Raw genomic sequence first — 16,238 nt, 5'->3', positions numbered from 1 at the left:
GCTATCCTGTGAGAATCCCGATCTGGTTAAGCAGAACGATCAGCACAGCCGCCGGAGCGACGAAGCGCAGCAGAAAATGCCAGAGGGGAAAGAGCCACGGACGGCGGGTCGGCCCCACCAGTTCGGCCTTTTCTTCGGCCCCTTTCCAGAACCAGCCGGCATAAATCGCCACCATCAATCCCCCCAGCGGCAGCATGTACGAGGAGACCAGCAGATCGCAGAGATCGAAGAAATTTTTGCCGAACAGGGGCGTCACCTCGGCCCAGCGATTGAAGGAGAGCGCCGAGGGGATGCCGACCAGGAACGCGGCGGCGCCGACCAGCAGGGTCGCCAGCAGGCGCGGCCAGCGCTTTTCATCGATCAGGTAGGCGACCACGACCTCAAGCATGGAGATGGAGGAGGAGAGCGCGGCAAAGGCGAGCAGGATAAAGAAGACGGTCGCCAGCAGTGAACCGAACGGCAGGCCGGAGAAGACGATGGGAATCGTCTGAAAGACCAATCCGGGGCCGGCGCCGGGCTCGAGGCCGGCGGCAAAGACGACCGGAAAGATCGCCAGCCCGGCCAGCAGGGCCACCACCGTATCGAGCAGGGTGATGCGCAATGAGAGAGAGAAGAGATCGGCGTCGCGATCGAGGTAGGAACCGTAGGTGATCATCGTCCCGGCCCCCAGCGACAGGGTGAAGAAGGCATGGCCGAGGGCGTCAAGCAGGGCCGCCGGGGTCAGCTTGTGAAAATCGGGCCGGAACATGAATTCGAGGCCGGCGCGCGCCCCCGGCGAGAGCATGCCGCGAACGAACAGCAGGAGCAGCAGCAGAAAGAGCACCGGCATGAGGATCTTGCTCCAGCGCTCGATGCCGCCGCGGATCCCGCCGATGACGATCGCCACCGTGCCGGCGACAAACAGGGCCTGCCAGAAGATGACCTGCCCGGCAGAGCCGACCAGCTGGCCGAACAGGGCGTTGATTTCGTCAGGGCTGCGCCCGCTGAGACCGCCGGTGAGCGCCTTGAAAATGTAATCGAAACTCCAGCCGGCGACGACCGAATAAAAGGAGAGCAGGATAAACGAGGCAAGGACGCCGCCCCAGCCGACCAGGCACCAGGGACTCCCCTTCCCCTCCAGCGCGGCGAAAGAACCGACGGCGTCCCGCTGACCGTGGCGGCCGATGAGAAACTCGGCCATCATGATCGGCAGCCCAACCAGGAAGATGCAGGCCAGGTAGACCAGCACGAAGGCGCCGCCGCCGTTCTGGCCGGTGATGTAGGGGAATTTCCAGATGTTGCCGAGACCGATGGCGCTGCCGGCCGCCGCCAGGATAAAGCCGAAGCGGCTGGCCCAGTGGGCACGGGGGGCATTGAGCGCGGGCACGGCAACCTCCTTGCAACAGATATCAGCGCTGGCGAAGAGCGCTTTCGAGAAACTGCAGGTACGCCCCGGCCTCCAGGCTCCCTTCGGCGGGGGCCCAGGGGGCGAAATCCTTGTCGGAAAGGGCCTGGTAGGGTCCAGGTTTGGTTTCGAAAAAGACCGTTCCAGGCGCCAGGGAAACCAGGGAATGCCAGAAGCCGGCAGGAATATCGATCCCCTGGCAGCCGCTGCCGACTGACAACGGAACGATCCGCTCGATCTGGCCGTCGTCGGCAAAGATCAGTGCCGCCAGGCTGCCGCGCAGCAGCAGGAACGACTCGGGCTTGGCCGGATCGAGATGACGGTGGGGACGGATGTACGAACCCGGTTCCACGGCGTTAAGCAGGCGCTGACAGGGTTCGTCATAACTGGCGTGCAAGTTGTGATTCTTGCGCAGCCGTGGCGATTCTTTGGCGGCCAAAGAGAGGGAAGTAAGCAGATTGTCGTCGATGACCTGCACGGACGGTTGCATCAGAAAAACACCTTATCCTTGACTTGCTCGAAGTCGACCCAGTCGATCGCCTCCAGCGGTCCGGAGAAATCGGCCCGCGCCAGCTTCTGGCTCGAGTGATAACGCCAGCCGGCTTCAGTCAGCAGAAACAGCGACAGCTCAAAGGTTTCTTCCCGCTGGCCGCGGTAGCAGGTATCGAGATAAAACAGAACCCGCGCTTCCTCGCTTCTGACCGCTTCCTTGAGCACCCGGCACTGGTCGATGCGAAAATCCTTGCCTAGCGAATTTTTGCCCATGGCGACATACGCCGTGCGGTCGGGAAACTGGGAACGGAAGTTCGAGTCGGGGTGGTAGGTATCGTAAATGAAGGCGAAATCGCCTGACGCAAAGGCCTGCCCCCGGCGCTGCACCAACTCGGCCGGGGAGAGGTCCGCCGGTATCGAGGCGGCGGACTGCTCGCGGTCGAGGCAGCATTTCTTGAATTTTTTGCCACTGCCGCAGGGACAGAGATCGTTACGGCCGATTCGGGCAATACTCATAGCTACTCGCGGATGCGCGGGTCGAGGGCGTCGCGAATCCCCTCGCCGAGAAGGTTATAGCCGAGCACCGTCACCAGGATTGCCAGGCCGGGGAAGGCGGAAAGCCACCAGGCGGTGCCAAGGGTCTGCTTGCCGGCGATCAGCATGTTGCCCCAGGAGGGGGTCGGCGGCTGTACACCGATCCCCAGAAACGACAGGGCGCTTTCGGTAAGGATGGCTCCGGCCACACCGAGGGTGGCGGAAACCAGCACAGGCGACAGGGCGTTGGGCAGGATATGGCGAAAAATCAGACGGGCGTCCGAAGCCCCGAGGGCCCGCCCGGCCTGGACGAAATCCCGCTCGCGCAAGGAGAGGAATTCGGCCCGCACCAGCCGCGCCACCCCCATCCAGCCGGTCAGGCCGATGATGATCATGATGTTCCAGATCGACGGTTCGAGAAAGGCAATGACGGCCAGAATCAGGAAAAAGGTCGGAAAGCAGAGCATGATATCGACGAAGCGCATGATCAGCGAATCGACCCAACGGCCGTAATAGCCGGACAGGGCGCCAAGCACGATGCCGATGGCACTGGCGATGCCGACGGCGACAAAGCCGACCAGCAGGGAGATGCGTGCACCGTAGAGGATGCGGGAGAGGACATCGCGGCCGAGATCGTCGGTGCCCAGCAGGTGGTTCAGGGACGGCGCTTGCAGGCGCTGGGAGATGTCTATGGCCCCGGGGTCACCTGCCAGCAGCGGCGCCAGGATGGCCAGCACGAACATCCCGGCCACGATGACCGCGCCGAACAGGGCCATGCGGTTGCCGCGCAGGCGCGCCCAGAAAATACTGCGGAACGGATTCAGCATGTTAATCACCCCAGAGGCCCAAAATGGATTCAGCCGGCTGCGCTCATTTCAGGCGTTCAAAATCGCTGATCGACAGCAGGCCCTTTTCCATCAGCAGTTTGACCAGCAGTTCAAACTTTTCTTCGATCGTTTTATGCTGGCCCATCGCCTGCTTGACCGGCGGAAAAAGGAAGGGGTCGATATCCGGCAGCGGCTCGACCTCGGCAGGCGGGTCGTCGAGTGTCTTGCCCCTGGCGGGAAGTTTACCATAGCAGCGCTCGATGGCAGCCCGGATCGAATCGTGCGAGGCGAGCGCCGGACGCACCCGGCACCCGGTGGCGAACTGCAGGGCATCGATTACAATCAGGTTGGTCGGATTGGACATGGCGATCAGCAGGTAGACCGTGCCGTTCATCTCCTTGCGGTCGACCGGGACGACATTGTATTCCACCGCTTTTTCCACCGGGACATACTCGAGTACCGCAGGGGAAATCGAAATACGCGACAGGTCGATGCGGGTCAGGTTGAGCTGCTCGGAAAGAAACCTGAGGAGCTCATCCTCGCCGACATAACCGAGCTTGACCAGAGAAGAACCGATTTGACCGCCCCAGTGGCGCTGGTAGGAAAGCGCCGAATTGAGCTGAAATTCATCGATTTTCCCTGCTTTGACCAGCATTTCGCCGAGTCGCATGTTTCGTTTTGCCACCTGATCCCCCAATACTGTCTGAAACCGCCGGAATCCCGCCATCCCTATGGCGGATCCGATTTGCAGGTTAATTTTAACTTCGACCTGTCAGCAGCCGCGCCCTCGGACCTCGGCAAGAGCCTTTTCCCAAGCCCAGGCCGTCTCGATAATATACTCCAGCCGGTTGAACCGGGCCCCACCCGAGCATCTCGGTGTTCCGGCGGATGTCGGCAGTCAAGGCCGGCGAGGCACGTCTTTTAACCCCGGCGGCCTACTCCCTAGGGCCTTGACCACAGGACTGCCGATATAACAGCGCCGCCGGTCACATGTATTTTCTCCAGCAAAACCTCCATTGACGCAGCCTGAAATAATCAGACCGGGTTCTCAAGGTCAACAGGTCAGCGCCGCCCAATCCCCTGGTATTGAAACCCTTCGGCCTTGAGCGATTTGGGATCGTACTGGTTGCGACCGTCGAAAATCACCGCCTGCTTCATCATCCGTTTCATGGCAGTAAAATCGGGATGCCGGAAGGGCTTCCATTCGGTCACCAGGGCCAGGGCATCGACCCCCTGCAGCGCTTCGTACTGATGGCTAGCCAGTTGCAGGCTGCCCAATTCGAACCAGGCCGAAGGGAGTTCTTCTCGGGCCACATCCATGGCCACCGGATCGTAAGCGAGCACCCTGGCTCCGGCCTCGATCAGGGACTGGATCAGCACCACCGACGGTGCTTCGCGCATGTCGTCGGTGCCCGGCTTGAAAGCAAGCCCCCACACCCCGATGGTCACCCCCGTGAGATTTCCCCCGAAATGTTCGCTGATTTTTTCAAACAGCACATGTTTCTGAGCCTCGTTGCGCCGATCAACCGACTGCAGTATCAACGGATCGATGCCGTTTTTTTCGGCCATATGGATCAGCGCCTTGACATCTTTCGGAAAACAGGAACCGCCGTAGCCACAGCCGGGATAGATGAAGGAATAGCCGATCCGGCTGTCCGAGCCGATCCCGAGCCGAACCTTTTCCACGTCGACCCCCAGCCGGTCGCACAGCGTTGACACCTCGTTCATGAACGAAATCTTGGTAGCCAGCATGGCATTGGCCGTGTACTTGGTCATTTCCGCGTCACGAATACCCATTTCAAGAATCCTGTCATGGTTGCGGCTGAAATCGGCATAAAGGGAACGCATGGTTTCAAGCGCCCGATTGCTGTCGGCACCGATGATGATCCGGTCGGGACGCATGAAGTCGTTGACCGCCGCCCCCTCCTTAAGAAACTCGGGGTTGCTCACCACGTCGAAGGGAATCTCGACACCACGCTTCGCAAGCTCGTTGGCAAGCGCCTCCCGCACCTTGTCCGCCGTTCCCACCGGTACCGTCGATTTGTCGACAATCACCGCGTAATCCTGCAGATGCCGGCCGATTTCCCTGGCTACGGCCAGTACGTACTGCAGGTCTGCCGATCCATCTTCCCCCGGCGGGGTGCCGACGGCAATGAAATAGACGTTCGAGTCGGCCATCGCCTCAGCCAGCGAGGTGGTGAACTGCAGCCGCCCCGCCTTGAAATTGGAAAGAACCAGGGTGTCGAGGCCAGGTTCGTAGATCGGAATTTCCCCCTGCTTGAGACGGTTGACCTTGGCCGCATCCACATCGACACAGGTGACCCTGTTGCCCATCTCGGCAAAACAGGTGCCGGTGACCAGACCGACATAGCCAGTACCAATAACAGTCAGATTCATATAAAAAGCTCCCTCGTATTTATAAAAAATACAAAATGGGCGACTGGATTCGCCGAAACGATTAACAAATCAACACCGATAATAGTCCCGGTACCAATCGACGAACCGTCGTACGCCTTCTTCGATGGGGGTGGCCGGCTTGAAGCCGACATCGGCTGTCAACGCCTCGACGTCAGCATAGGTGGCCGGCACGTCCCCCGGCTGGATCGGCAGCAGGTTCTTTTCGGCTTTCCTGCCCAATGCCGCTTCCAGGGTCTCGATGAGATACATCAGTTCCACCGGATTGTTGTTGCCAATGTTGTAAAGGCGGTAGGGGGCGGCACTGGTGCCGGGATCCGGCGCATCGCCGTTCCATCCGGGATTCCCGGTCGCGGTAGTGTCGGCAACACGGACGATGCCTTCAACGATGTCGTCAATGTAGGTAAAATCCCGCCGCATCTTCCCATAGTTGTAGACGTCGATGGGACGTCCCTCCAGAATCGCCCTGGTAAAAAGAAACAGCGCCATGTCGGGACGCCCCCAGGGGCCATAGACGGTAAAGAAGCGGAGTCCCGTGCAGGGGAGCCCATAGAGATGGGCATAGGTGTGGGCCATCAGTTCGTTGGCCTTCTTGGTTGCCGCATACAGGGAAACAGGGTGATCAACGTTGTGATGCACCGAAAACGGCATCCGGGTGTTGGCTCCGTAAACGGACGAAGACGACGCATAAACCAGGTGCTTGACCCCGCTGTGACGGCAGCCTTCGAGGATATTAACAAAGCCGACCAGGTTGCTGTCGACATAAGCATGGGGATTCTGCAGCGAATAACGCACCCCGGCCTGAGCGGCCAGGTTCACCACCTTGTCGAACGGTTCGGCGGCAAAGAGCGCGGCCATGCCATCACGGTCGGCCAGCTCGAGGTTGACAAAGCGGAAGTTGGGGTTGCCTTCGAGTTGCGCCAGACGGGCCTGCTTCAAGGAGACATCATAATAATCGTTCAGATTGTCCAGGCCGACGACCTGATCACCGCGAGCCAGCAGGCGCCGGGTAAGATGAAAGCCGATGAATCCGGCAGCGCCGGTCACCAGGATCCGGGCAGGCCGATGGGATAAGGACGATGGAGCGTGATCAACCATGTTTTTTCCTTTACGTTGTTCAACAATTGGATATCGGGTGTGTTCAGGACAATAACCGGCTTGCGGAAAGGAGCTGCCGATGATTACTGTTTAAACGACAAACCGCTTCGAGTCCGGCGGAAATCATTTCATCAAGACCTGGCAGCGGATGCGAATCGCTGCCGATACAGCTGTAGAGGCCGGCCTCCAGCATGGACACCGCGTGATGCTCGACGATCTTGCCGTAACGCCCGGCAAAACTGCCGAGATTCCCCTGAAACAGGCAGCCGAGATCCTGCAGTTGCGCCAAAAGATCCCATGCCGGCTTCGGTTCAGCGCGACCGAACAGGCTGCGGGTTTTTGCCCACAAGCCCCCCTGCCCCGGCGCCGCAATGAGGTGACAGCGTTCGGGATGAGCGATCAGTGGTACAAAGCCGCGCGCGACAATCTGCCGGATATTTCCAACAATCACATCGGCCCCGGCCCAGGCGGGCGCCTCGACCAGCAACAGGCGCGATTCCCCGAGCGGCTGGAGATCAGGCAGATGCTCGGAGAAACGAGCATCCAGGTAATATTCCATGCCCGGACGAAGCCGTATCGTGATTTCCGCCCGGTCAAGGGCCTGTTGCAGGCGAGTGACCCGATCACGAACGATAACCGGGTTATTCTCGTACAGGCCGCTGATGCAATGCGGCGTGCAGTGCACCGTGGAAAAGCCGTGCTTAAACAGAATCCTGGCCATGGAAACGGCTTCGTCCAACGTCTCGGGCCCATCGTCAATTCCGAAAAGCAGATGACAGTGACAATCAATCAATACACACCTTCAAGAACCGGCCGCCATCTGCAACCGGCCACATAAAGTTAATCAATGAAAGAACTATAGCAAACTGCGGACAAATGCCGCAACGCTAATCATTGTCAAGACTTGCGTATACGGGGATCAGCCAGGGCGTAACTGATATCGGCAATCAGGTTACCAACCAGAGTCAGCACCGCACCGATCACCAGAATCCCCATGATCAGCGGATAATCACGCATCATGACCCCGTCATAAAAGAGTTTGCCCATGCCGGGGATGGCAAAAATGGTTTCGAAAATAACGCTGCCGCCGATCAGTCCGGGCACCGATAAACCGAGGATGGTAATAACCGGCAACAGGGCATTGCGCAGGGCGTGGCGGTAAATCACCGCCTGCTCAGACAGCCCCTTGGCCCGGGCGGTCAGGATGTAATCCTGGCGGATGACTTCGAGCATGTTGGACCGCATGTAGCGGGAAAAACCGGCCAGACCGCCGAAAGCGGAGACCAGCACCGGAAGGATCAGGTGGTGAATGACATCCCAGATTTTGCCGAACCAGCTCAAATAATCATAGCCGAGAGACTTGATGCCGACGATCGGGAAGAGCCCGAGCCGCACGCCGAGTTGATCCATCAGCAGCAGCGCCAGCCAGAAAGACGGCGTGGCAAAGCCGACAAAGACAAAAATAGTGGTGGCCCGGTCAAAGAGTGAATTGCGGCTGGTCGCCGAAATAATGCCGATGGGGATGGCCACCGCGAGAATCGCCGCGATGGAAAGAACGTTGATCATAATCGTGATGGGCAGACGCTCGACGATCTTCTCGAGCACTGGGCGATTGTCCTGGGCGAAGGATTCGCCAAAATCGAGGCGGGCCAGCCGTCCCAGCCAGCGTCCGTACTGCACGTAGAGCGGCTGGTCGAGACCGTACTGGGCCCGCAGCCGTTCCTGCAGTTCTGCGCTGGCCTGGGGATTGAGCTGCGTCTGCAGGTCGGTCGGTTCACCGGGGGCCAGATGGATGACCACGAAAGAGATCAGGGTGATTCCCAGCAAAAGGGGAATCATCAGGACCATGCGCCTGAGTAAGTATCTCAGCATATCAGGACCTGCGCTCTGCTGGCGTCGCCAGGAAATATATTGAAAAAACTATAGTTTTCATTGTTTTCATCATGCCAAATCTATCGCAGGTACTTCTGTTCCCTCTCCGGAACATACCACTTGATAAAATTGTAACGGATGCCGGCAGGGGCCGCATCCACTCCGCGGAAACGCCTGGCCACAACCGGCAGCGCCTCGGAAACGTAGAGGAAGGTATACGGCTGTTCTTCGGCCAGGATCGCCTGGAAACGGTCGTAATAGGTCTTGCGCTCCTGCTGGTCAAAGGTGCGGCGCCCCTTTTCCAGCAGTTCGTCAACCTCGGGGTGGTTGAAGCCGATGAAATTCAATTCGCGCGGGCCGGTTTTGCTCGAATGCCAGATATTGTACTGGTCGGGCTCGGGCCCGCCGGTCCAGCCGAGAATGGTGGCGTCGAAATTGCCCGGGTTAATGAACTCCTTGAGGAACGAAGCCCACTCGATCACCCGTATTTTGACTTCGATGCCGACCTCCTGCAGGCGCCGCTGGATAATTTCGCAACTCTTTACCCGCAGATCGTTCCCCTGGTTGGTCACAATGGTAAAGGAAAGTTTCTGGCCGCCCTTGTCCAGCACACCGTCGCCGTCGCTGTCGCGCCAGCCGGCCTCGGCAAGCAGCGCTTTCGCTTTGGCGGCATCGTGCGGATAGCGTTTCACATCGGCATTGTAAACCCAGGTATCCGGCTTGTAGGGGCCGGTCGCCACCTGGCCGAGTCCGAGCAGAACACCGTCGATGATCTCCTGCTTGTCGATGGCGCAGGCGATCGCCTGACGAACCCGCTTGTCCTGGAACAGGGGACGCTTGAGGTTGTAGCCGAGATAGGTATAGCCAAAGGCGAGATAGCGATATTTCTCAAAGCGCCGCTTGAAGGCCGGGGTGTCGGTCTGGGTTTGATACTGGATCGGCGTCAGCCCCATGAAGTCGAGTCCGCCGGACTGCAGCTCGAGAAACTGGGTCGAGAGATCGGGAATAATCCGGTACAGCACCCGGCGGATGTAGGGCTGACCTTCGAAATAATCGGGATTCGATTCGAGGACCAGGGTTTCCCCCGACTTCCACTCGGCAAAGCGGAACGGTCCGGTGCCGATCGGATGCCTGGAGAGGGGACTTTTGGTGATCGGGGTATTTTCCAACAGATGCCTGGGCATGATCGATACCCCCCAGCTGCCGAGGGCCGGCGCGTAGGGCATGTCGTAGGTAACCCGAAAGGTGTAGGGGTCGGGAGCCTCCGCGCGAGCGACCTGCCGGTAGGCTTCGGCATAGGCGGTCGGCGTCTCCGGATCGGTATAGACCTGGTAGGTGAAGAGCACATCCGCCGAGGTGAAGGGGGCCCCATCATGCCAGGTGACCCCTTTGCGCAGGTGAAAGGTAATGGTCAAATTATCCTCGGAAATCTCCCAGGATTCGGCCAGTTCGCCTTCGAGCTTGAGATCCTTGTCGTACCGGATCAGGCCGTTGTAGACCAGCCCGTTGATATCCGAAGACGCGGAGTCAGAAGCTAAAACCGGCAGCAGGTTGCTCGGCTCGCCGATAGACGCTTCGATGAAGGTATCTCCGTAAGCCGGTTCAGCTGTCGACTCCTCGACCGGAACGACGACATCCTGATTCTGGCAGCTGCAACAGAACAGGATGAGTAAAATCAGCAGAAAGCGCATATCCCTCGTCCACCTCCCGTGTAAAAGAACTACATGCCTGATGGCATCATAACAGAAAAAACGCATCAGGGAATCGGACGTTCCTCGTAGCCTCCAGGAGTTGCCAGGCGAAAAAGCTTCGCTGCTGGAAGCACGTTGGTCGCAAGCTCGGAGAAGGTCAGTGACGCCTCGGCCTGCTGCTGGGGCATCTCCATGAAAGACGAGCGGGGAAACGGAAACTCCCCTGCAGAAAAGTTTTCATACCTGACCCGCAGGGCCAGGTCGTCGCCATGATAATAGGCACTCTCCACCAGTTGCTGATTCTTGTCAAAGCGCAGTTCCTGGCGGCGCTTCTCCGAGCCCCGAAGCTGCAGCAGGAAATCTCCGGCTGAACCGACACTGGCGGAGCGTTCTTCAAATGGTATCAGCGGCACCTGGTAGAGCAGCAGTTGAACGAGATCGGCCGGCTGCAGCGGCAGCCGGGTAAAACGCTGCAGGTTCCGCGACGAGGCCTCGCCGCGGAACATCAGTCCCTCTCCCGGCACCATGACCGCCAGCTCGCTGCCGTCGGTGGCCATCAGCAGCAAGGGCGAGCCGAAACCGAAGGGGTTGAGGGTTTCGGCCCGGAACCGGTCGGGCTTTTCCGCCAGCAGAACCTGGGTCACCGTGGCATTCTTTCCCTGCCAAACCACATGCACCCTGGCCACCCCCTCGAGGGACTGGAACCTGCTGCCGGCCTCCCGCATCCGGTCGAACAACTGCTCTTCGACCTCGGCCGACACGGATGCGCGGTCTGAGGGGACCGGAATCCTTGCGGGCACACAGGCGGAAACCAGGGTGCCGGCAGCCAGCAGCAACACGACATAAAACCTGCACATCTTCTTCAATGGGAGACCCCGGAATGTCTTATCTAGGAGAAATATCAGCGACCAAGCCCGTCCAGCTTGATCCGGACGGCTTCATCATCGGGAGTCAGTTCAAGCACCTTCCGGTAGGTGGCGCGGGCCCTGTCGAACAGTTTCAACTCGCGGTAGGCATCACCAAGGTGCTGCTGTACAACGGGATCCTCCGGCATCATTTCTGCCGCCTTTTCAAGCTGGATCCGGGCCTCCTCAAACCGCTCCATACGGTAGAAGACCCAGCCGAGGGTATCGTATATGTGCCCTTCGGGCTTGAGCGCGATGGCACGATTCGCCAGTTCCAGCGCCTCATCGAGATTCACACCGTCTTCGGCAAAGGAGTAGGCCATAAAATTGAGCGCTTCAGCGTGATCGGGAGAGACCTGGATCAGCTGCCGCATGACCGCGATCGCCTGCGCCCGCTCCTTGTTACGCTCGAGAGTGACCCCCTTGTGGTAGAGAAGGCCGCTATCCTGAGGGAAACTGACCAGCCCCCGGTCGAGTGTAGCCAGCGCCTGGTCGAAGCGACCGTCATCTTCATAAAGCGAGGCAAGAAACGCATAGAGTTCGGGGCGTTCGCTCTCCTTGGACAGGAGTTTTTCGAGTATCGCAATGGCCTCGGCGGTCTGACCGAGACGATGACTGAGGTAACTCAGGTGGGCCATGGCATCGCCGTACAGGTCTGAATCCTCGGGGATGGCCGCAAAAGCCTGCAGCGCCCCCTGGTGGTCATTGTTGCGCTCGAGGGCGGTGCCGAGATAAAAACGGGCCTGATGCACATCGGGGCGTTTTTCCAGGATCGCGGAAAACACCCCGGCAGCGGAGACCCAATCTTCCTGTTCAAGGTGAATCAGGCCGACCTTGCGAAGCGCTTCGAGGTCGTCGGGACGCATAAGGAGCAGTTCCTTCAGTTCGTTCAGGGCCGCCTCGTACTCCCTGTTGGCAATGAACATGCGCACGATATGATGGCGCATGTTGATGTTCTGCGGATCGTCCTCCAGCAGCTTTCGATAGACCGTTAAAGCCTGCTCGAATTCGCCCTGCTCCTCGTAGAGACTGCCGAGCTCATAATAAACCGAATCGCCATCGGGATAAAGATCAAGCAGGGTGCGGTAGGTCTCGATCGCCAGCCCCGTCAGCCCCATCTCCTGGTAGAGACGGGCAAGGGTGACCTGGCCCTTGGATGAATCGGGGTGGGTAAGGATAAACTCCTTGAGCACCTTGACCGCCTGTTCGAAATTGTCGCTGCGGGCATGCGTGATCGCCAGCAGCAGGGGGGCGTCTTCCCGGTCGGGCGCCAGTTCAGTGACGCGACTGAACGCCTGGATGGCCTTGTCATTGTCGCCGGCATGGAACGAGAGGTTACCGAGCAGCAGATGAGCCTCGACCATCTGCGGATCCTGGATGACCGCATCCTCGGCGGCGCGTATCGCCTGCTCGGCCTGGCCGAGCGCCAAGTACTGCTCCGCCAGAGAATAGCGCAGGTAAGGATCATGCGGATCAAGCTGAGCCGCCCGCTGCAGCAGCAGCAGAGCCTTTTCTCCATCGCCGTCAAGGGTCAGCAGGCGCGACTCGATGTAGAGAGCTTCGGCTTCGGCAACAGCAGACCCCCTGCTTACGGACTCACCAGCCTGCCCTTGCCGGCCCTGCTCCGGCAGAACCATGGTACAGGCCGAGACGATAAATCCAACTGTCAGAAGGGTGAAAAGCCGGGTACAGCCTGCAAAACACCGAAAAATAGTCAAGGCCGGATATCCGTGTGAAGGGGGAAGACATAGTGGAAAGCAGGAATAAAGACGCCGAACGCGTCCGCCGCGAAGCAGCGTAAATTCAAACTTAAAACTAACATACCATGGGTAGACCGTCAATTATTTTGCCGCCCGCAAGGGGATCTTTACATTCCCCGGTTACCTGATATTGTTTATTGTAAAATCAGCACCTTAGATATACAGAACGAACCGCTCCAACTGTCGCACGGCTGCCTGAGATGCCGACCAACCCGTTGCCGATTACGACCGGTGTGCGTATGGATGCCGAATCCCTGCATAAAGCCATGCTCAACCTCGATACCTACCCCGGAGAGGCCGGACCTGTAACCTTCAGGGAAACCCACGTTTCACGCCTCTATTTCACCGCACGGCATGTGTACAAAATTAAAAAACGCGTCGATTTCGGCTTTCTCAACTTCACCTCCCTGGATCGCCGACGTTTCTACAGCCAGGAGGAACTGCGCCTGAACAGGCGTTTCTGCGCCGAAACCTATCTGGAAATCGTCGAAATCAGGCGCCATGGAACCGGCTGTCGCGCAGGAACAGGATTGGAAGGCGATTTGGTCGATTACGCGGTGCGCATGAAGCGTCTGCCCCAGGAACGCATGCTCGATGTTCTGATCGAAGCCGATGAACCAACCCTTAGTGTCGACATCCAGCGCCTGGGGCGTCACCTCGGCCAGCTACACCTGGATTCCGAAATCCGTCAGCACACCGGCGGCCGTACGCATGCCGACATGGTGGCACTGAACTGGGAAGAAAACCTCCGGCAGACTGCCCCCTTTGTCGGCAAGACCTTGCCGACAAAGGGCCAGGCACTGGTGGCTGCCCATGTCGACCGCTTTATCAGCGAACAGTCCGCCCTGCTGGAACAGCGGGAAAAATCGGGTTTCGTCATCGACGGCCACGGCGACCTGCATGCGGAACATATCTGCCTGACCGATCCGATCTGCATCTACGACTGCATCGAATTCAACGAACGGTTTCGGGTCGGCGACAGGTTAGCAGACCTCGCCTTTCTGTTGATGGACCTCGAACATCGCAACCGTCGCGATCTGGCGGCCAGCCTCCTGTACGCCTACCATGAAACAACCGGGGCCGACCCCGACCTGCCGATCCTGTTGCCGTTTTACAAGCTCTACCGGGCCTGGGTGCGCGGCAAGGTCCTCTCTTTTCTGACCCGCGACAGCTCAGCCGACCCGACCGAGCAGAAACCGGCACTGGGCCAGGCTCAGAGTTATTTCAGCCTGGCCATCAGCTACCTTTGTCCACCGGCCCTGATCCTGACCTGCGGCCTGATGGGGGCCGGCAAGACGACTGTCGCCAGGGAACTGGCCCAGGTGCTGGGAGCCAGGCTGCTGCGCTCGGACGAACTGCGCAAGCAACTTTCCGGCATGACGCCGGCGGACAGGGACCACGCGGGTTTCGGCCAGGGGATCTATTCACCCGGCATGAGTAAAAAAACCTACCAGGGGCTGCTGGAAGAAGCGAAAAAACGTCTCGCCCATGGGCAAACCGTCATCGTGGATGCCTCTTTCGCCCTGAGCCGGGACCGCGAGCAATTCAGGCAAACAGCTGAGGCCTCCGGGGTCGCTTTTCGCATTCTCTGGATGACATGCAGCGAAAAAACACTTCTTAACCGACTTCTACGGCGGCAGGCCGCTGCCGATGACGCTTCAGACGGGCGCCCCGAATTGCTCGACCAGCAGAAAGGCCTCTTTCAGTCTCCGTCTCAGGAAGCGGACATCTTGCAGGTCGACACATCGAGCGACATTGCCTATAGTATTGCGCTGATTCTGTGCGACCTCGCTGAAAGAGATGCACAGAAACCGCCAGATAATTGATGACATGATGGCTGATTGAAGGCAAAATATCAGAATCGTTCCATCCGAACGCTGCGTGACACCACGCTTGAAACCTGCCTGCAACCCAAGGATCGCGACGTGTCTCGAGACCCACAGCAATCCACTCTCTTCAAACAAGCCTGGGTGATCTTCTTCATCCTCGGCATCATCATGCTCAATTTTCCGTTTATTCACATTTTCAACAAGGACACGACAGTCCTTGGCTTCCCCCTGCTGATCCTCTATTTTTTCATCGGCTGGCCAACCTCCATCCTGGTGGTCTATCTCTTTACCCGCAAAACCGACGACTCCTCCAAAGATCAAACCGGACCACCAAAGGGGGGAGAACCTGAATGATTCCTGTCGAAATCATCACCATCATCTCATTGCTCTACTTCGGTCTGCTTTTTGCCGTCGCCTACTACGCCGACAAAAAACGCGCGGAGGGCAAAAGCATTATTTCCAATGCCAATATCTATTCCCTCTCGCTGGCGGTCTATCTGACTTCATGGACCTTCTACGGCAGCGTCGGCCGGGCTGCGACCAACGGCCTTGATTTCCTTCCCGTCTATCTCGGGCCGACCCTGATCGCCTTCAGCTGGTGCTTTCTGCTGCGGAAAATGGTCCGGATCAGCAAAGAGCACAACATCGTCAGCATCGCCGACTTCATTTCCAGCCGATACGGCAAATCGCCCCTGCTCGGTGCCGTGGTCACGGTCTTTGCCGTTCTCGGCATCATGCCCTACATCGCCCTGCAGTTGAAAGCCGTCGCCAAAACCTTTGATCTGCTCGCGGCGCCGCAGTCGGCGTTCAGCTACAAAATCCAGGAACTGCTGCCGGGAATCCCGCCGTTCATCGACACCGCCTTTGTCGTGGCCCTGTTTCTCGGTCTGTTCGGGGTTCTCTTCGGCGCGCGCCATCTGGACGCCTCGGAACGCCACGAAGGCCTGGTCGCCGCAATCGCACTCGAATCGCTGGTCAAGCTGATCGCATTCGTCGCCGTCGGCATCTTTGTCACCTACGGCCTTTTCGACGGCTTTTCCGACATTTTCGACCGCTTCATCGCCGAATTTCCTGAACGCAAACACCTCTTCATGCTCGACACCGAGAACATTTCCTATTCCATGTGGTTCACGCTGATCTTTATTTCGATGATGGCGTTCATGTTTCTGCCTCGCCAGTTTCACATCATGGTCATCGAAAACTCCAATGAAGACCATATCAAAAGCGCCATGTGGCGTTTCCCGGCCTACATGTTCCTGATGAACCTGTTCGTCATCCCCATCGCTCTGGGCGGCTTGATCCTGAGCGGCGGAGACGTCTCGCACGCCGACTATTTCGTCATGGAAATCCCCCACCGCGCCGGGCATCCCTGGCTTTCCCTGCTGGTTTTCATCGGCGGTTTCTCGGCTTCTGCAGGAATGGTCATGGTTT

General features: G+C 58.7%; 14 protein-coding genes and 1 pseudogene. 3 read left to right on the top strand and 12 right to left on the bottom strand.

Features of this window, described 5'->3' with window-relative positions; translation table 11 throughout:
• Position 1: 1 nt before the first annotated feature.
• The 12 genes from ABYV89_RS02085 to ABYV89_RS02030 form a co-directional block, all read right to left on the bottom strand.
• Entirely contained in the window at positions 2-1,366 is a 1,365-nt protein-coding gene (locus ABYV89_RS02085; protein ID WP_432821263.1) for a sodium-dependent transporter, read from the bottom strand.
• A gap of 22 nt (positions 1,367-1,388) precedes the next feature.
• On the bottom strand, positions 1,389-1,874 hold the full coding sequence (locus ABYV89_RS02080) for a WbuC family cupin fold metalloprotein (protein WP_432821262.1): 486 nt from the start codon (positions 1,872-1,874) through the stop codon (positions 1,389-1,391).
• Positions 1,874-2,392 (bottom strand): YchJ family metal-binding protein, encoded by a 519-nt coding sequence (locus ABYV89_RS02075; protein ID WP_432821261.1) that lies wholly within the window; start codon positions 2,390-2,392, stop codon positions 1,874-1,876. The genes ABYV89_RS02080 and ABYV89_RS02075 overlap by 1 nt, the downstream gene beginning before the upstream one ends.
• Before the next feature lie 2 nt (positions 2,393-2,394).
• A complete protein-coding gene (locus ABYV89_RS02070) occupies positions 2,395-3,237 on the bottom strand; it encodes an ABC transporter permease (protein WP_432821260.1) in 843 nt (280 codons plus the stop codon).
• A gap of 43 nt (positions 3,238-3,280) precedes the next feature.
• Positions 3,281-3,922 carry a hypothetical protein gene (locus ABYV89_RS02065; RefSeq protein WP_432821259.1) on the bottom strand — a complete coding sequence of 214 codons (642 nt, stop codon included), beginning with the start codon at positions 3,920-3,922 and terminating at the stop codon, positions 3,281-3,283.
• A gap of 377 nt (positions 3,923-4,299) precedes the next feature.
• On the bottom strand, positions 4,300-5,634 hold the full coding sequence (locus ABYV89_RS02060; protein ID WP_432821258.1) for a UDP-glucose dehydrogenase family protein: 1,335 nt from the start codon (positions 5,632-5,634) through the stop codon (positions 4,300-4,302).
• A gap of 69 nt (positions 5,635-5,703) precedes the next feature.
• Positions 5,704-6,750 carry an NAD-dependent epimerase gene (locus ABYV89_RS02055; RefSeq protein WP_432821257.1) on the bottom strand — a complete coding sequence of 349 codons (1,047 nt, stop codon included), beginning with the start codon at positions 6,748-6,750 and terminating at the stop codon, positions 5,704-5,706.
• A 43-nt stretch (positions 6,751-6,793) separates the two neighbouring features.
• Positions 6,794-7,543: a tyrosine-protein phosphatase gene (locus tag ABYV89_RS02050; RefSeq protein WP_432821256.1), complete on the bottom strand. Its 750-nt coding sequence runs from the start codon at positions 7,541-7,543 to the stop codon at positions 6,794-6,796.
• A gap of 104 nt (positions 7,544-7,647) precedes the next feature.
• Complete coding sequence (locus tag ABYV89_RS02045; protein WP_432821255.1) at positions 7,648-8,622, bottom strand: ABC transporter permease; 975 nt, start codon at positions 8,620-8,622, stop codon at positions 7,648-7,650.
• 80 nt (positions 8,623-8,702) lie between these two features.
• Positions 8,703-10,313: a peptide-binding protein gene (locus ABYV89_RS02040; protein ID WP_432821254.1), complete on the bottom strand. Its 1,611-nt coding sequence runs from the start codon at positions 10,311-10,313 to the stop codon at positions 8,703-8,705.
• Positions 10,314-10,378: 65 nt separating this feature from the next.
• Positions 10,379-11,179 (bottom strand): LolA family protein, encoded by an 801-nt coding sequence (locus ABYV89_RS02035; RefSeq protein ID WP_432821253.1) that lies wholly within the window; start codon positions 11,177-11,179, stop codon positions 10,379-10,381.
• A 35-nt stretch (positions 11,180-11,214) separates the two neighbouring features.
• Positions 11,215-12,936: a tetratricopeptide repeat protein gene (locus tag ABYV89_RS02030; RefSeq protein ID WP_432821252.1), complete on the bottom strand. Its 1,722-nt coding sequence runs from the start codon at positions 12,934-12,936 to the stop codon at positions 11,215-11,217.
• A 242-nt stretch (positions 12,937-13,178) separates the two neighbouring features.
• On the opposite strand from ABYV89_RS02030, the gene ABYV89_RS02025 reads away from it, so the two are divergent.
• The 3 genes and pseudogenes from ABYV89_RS02025 to ABYV89_RS02015 all read left to right on the top strand — a co-directional run.
• Positions 13,179-14,804, top strand: a complete 1,626-nt coding sequence (locus tag ABYV89_RS02025) for an AAA family ATPase (protein ID WP_432821251.1) — start codon at positions 13,179-13,181, stop codon at positions 14,802-14,804.
• A 99-nt stretch (positions 14,805-14,903) separates the two neighbouring features.
• Positions 14,904-15,161, top strand: coding sequence for a hypothetical protein (locus tag ABYV89_RS02020; RefSeq protein WP_432821250.1), 258 nt, complete (start codon positions 14,904-14,906; stop codon positions 15,159-15,161).
• Positions 15,158-16,238, top strand: a pseudogene (locus ABYV89_RS02015) (stage II sporulation protein E); the annotation flags it as partial. The gene ABYV89_RS02020 and the pseudogene ABYV89_RS02015, both read left to right, overlap by 4 nt.

This window comes from Trichloromonas sp. (assembly GCF_041583255.1).
Taxonomy (GTDB): Bacteria; Desulfobacterota; Desulfuromonadia; order Desulfuromonadales; family Trichloromonadaceae; genus Trichloromonas.
Note: the sequence above shows the minus strand (reverse complement) of the source record. Positions and strands in the feature narration are given on the sequence as shown.

Bases quoted from the DNA above. Each gene is read 5' to 3' on its own strand.
- ABYV89_RS02040 (WP_432821254.1), bottom strand. From the start codon at position 10,313: ATGCGCTTTCTGCTGATTTTACTCATCCTGTTCTGTTGCAGCTGCCAG.
- ABYV89_RS02070 (WP_432821260.1), bottom strand. From the start codon at position 3,237: ATGCTGAATCCGTTCCGCAGTATTTTCTGGGCGCGCCTGCGCGGCAAC.
- ABYV89_RS02060 (WP_432821258.1), bottom strand. From the start codon at position 5,634: ATGAATCTGACTGTTATTGGTACTGGCTATGTCGGTCTGGTCACCGGC.
- ABYV89_RS02045 (WP_432821255.1), bottom strand. From the start codon at position 8,622: ATGCTGAGATACTTACTCAGGCGCATGGTCCTGATGATTCCCCTTTTG.
- ABYV89_RS02025 (WP_432821251.1), top strand. From the start codon at position 13,179: ATGCCGACCAACCCGTTGCCGATTACGACCGGTGTGCGTATGGATGCC.
- ABYV89_RS02075 (WP_432821261.1), bottom strand. From the start codon at position 2,392: ATGAGTATTGCCCGAATCGGCCGTAACGATCTCTGTCCCTGCGGCAGT.
- ABYV89_RS02080 (WP_432821262.1), bottom strand. From the start codon at position 1,874: ATGCAACCGTCCGTGCAGGTCATCGACGACAATCTGCTTACTTCCCTC.
- ABYV89_RS02055 (WP_432821257.1), bottom strand. From the start codon at position 6,750: ATGGTTGATCACGCTCCATCGTCCTTATCCCATCGGCCTGCCCGGATC.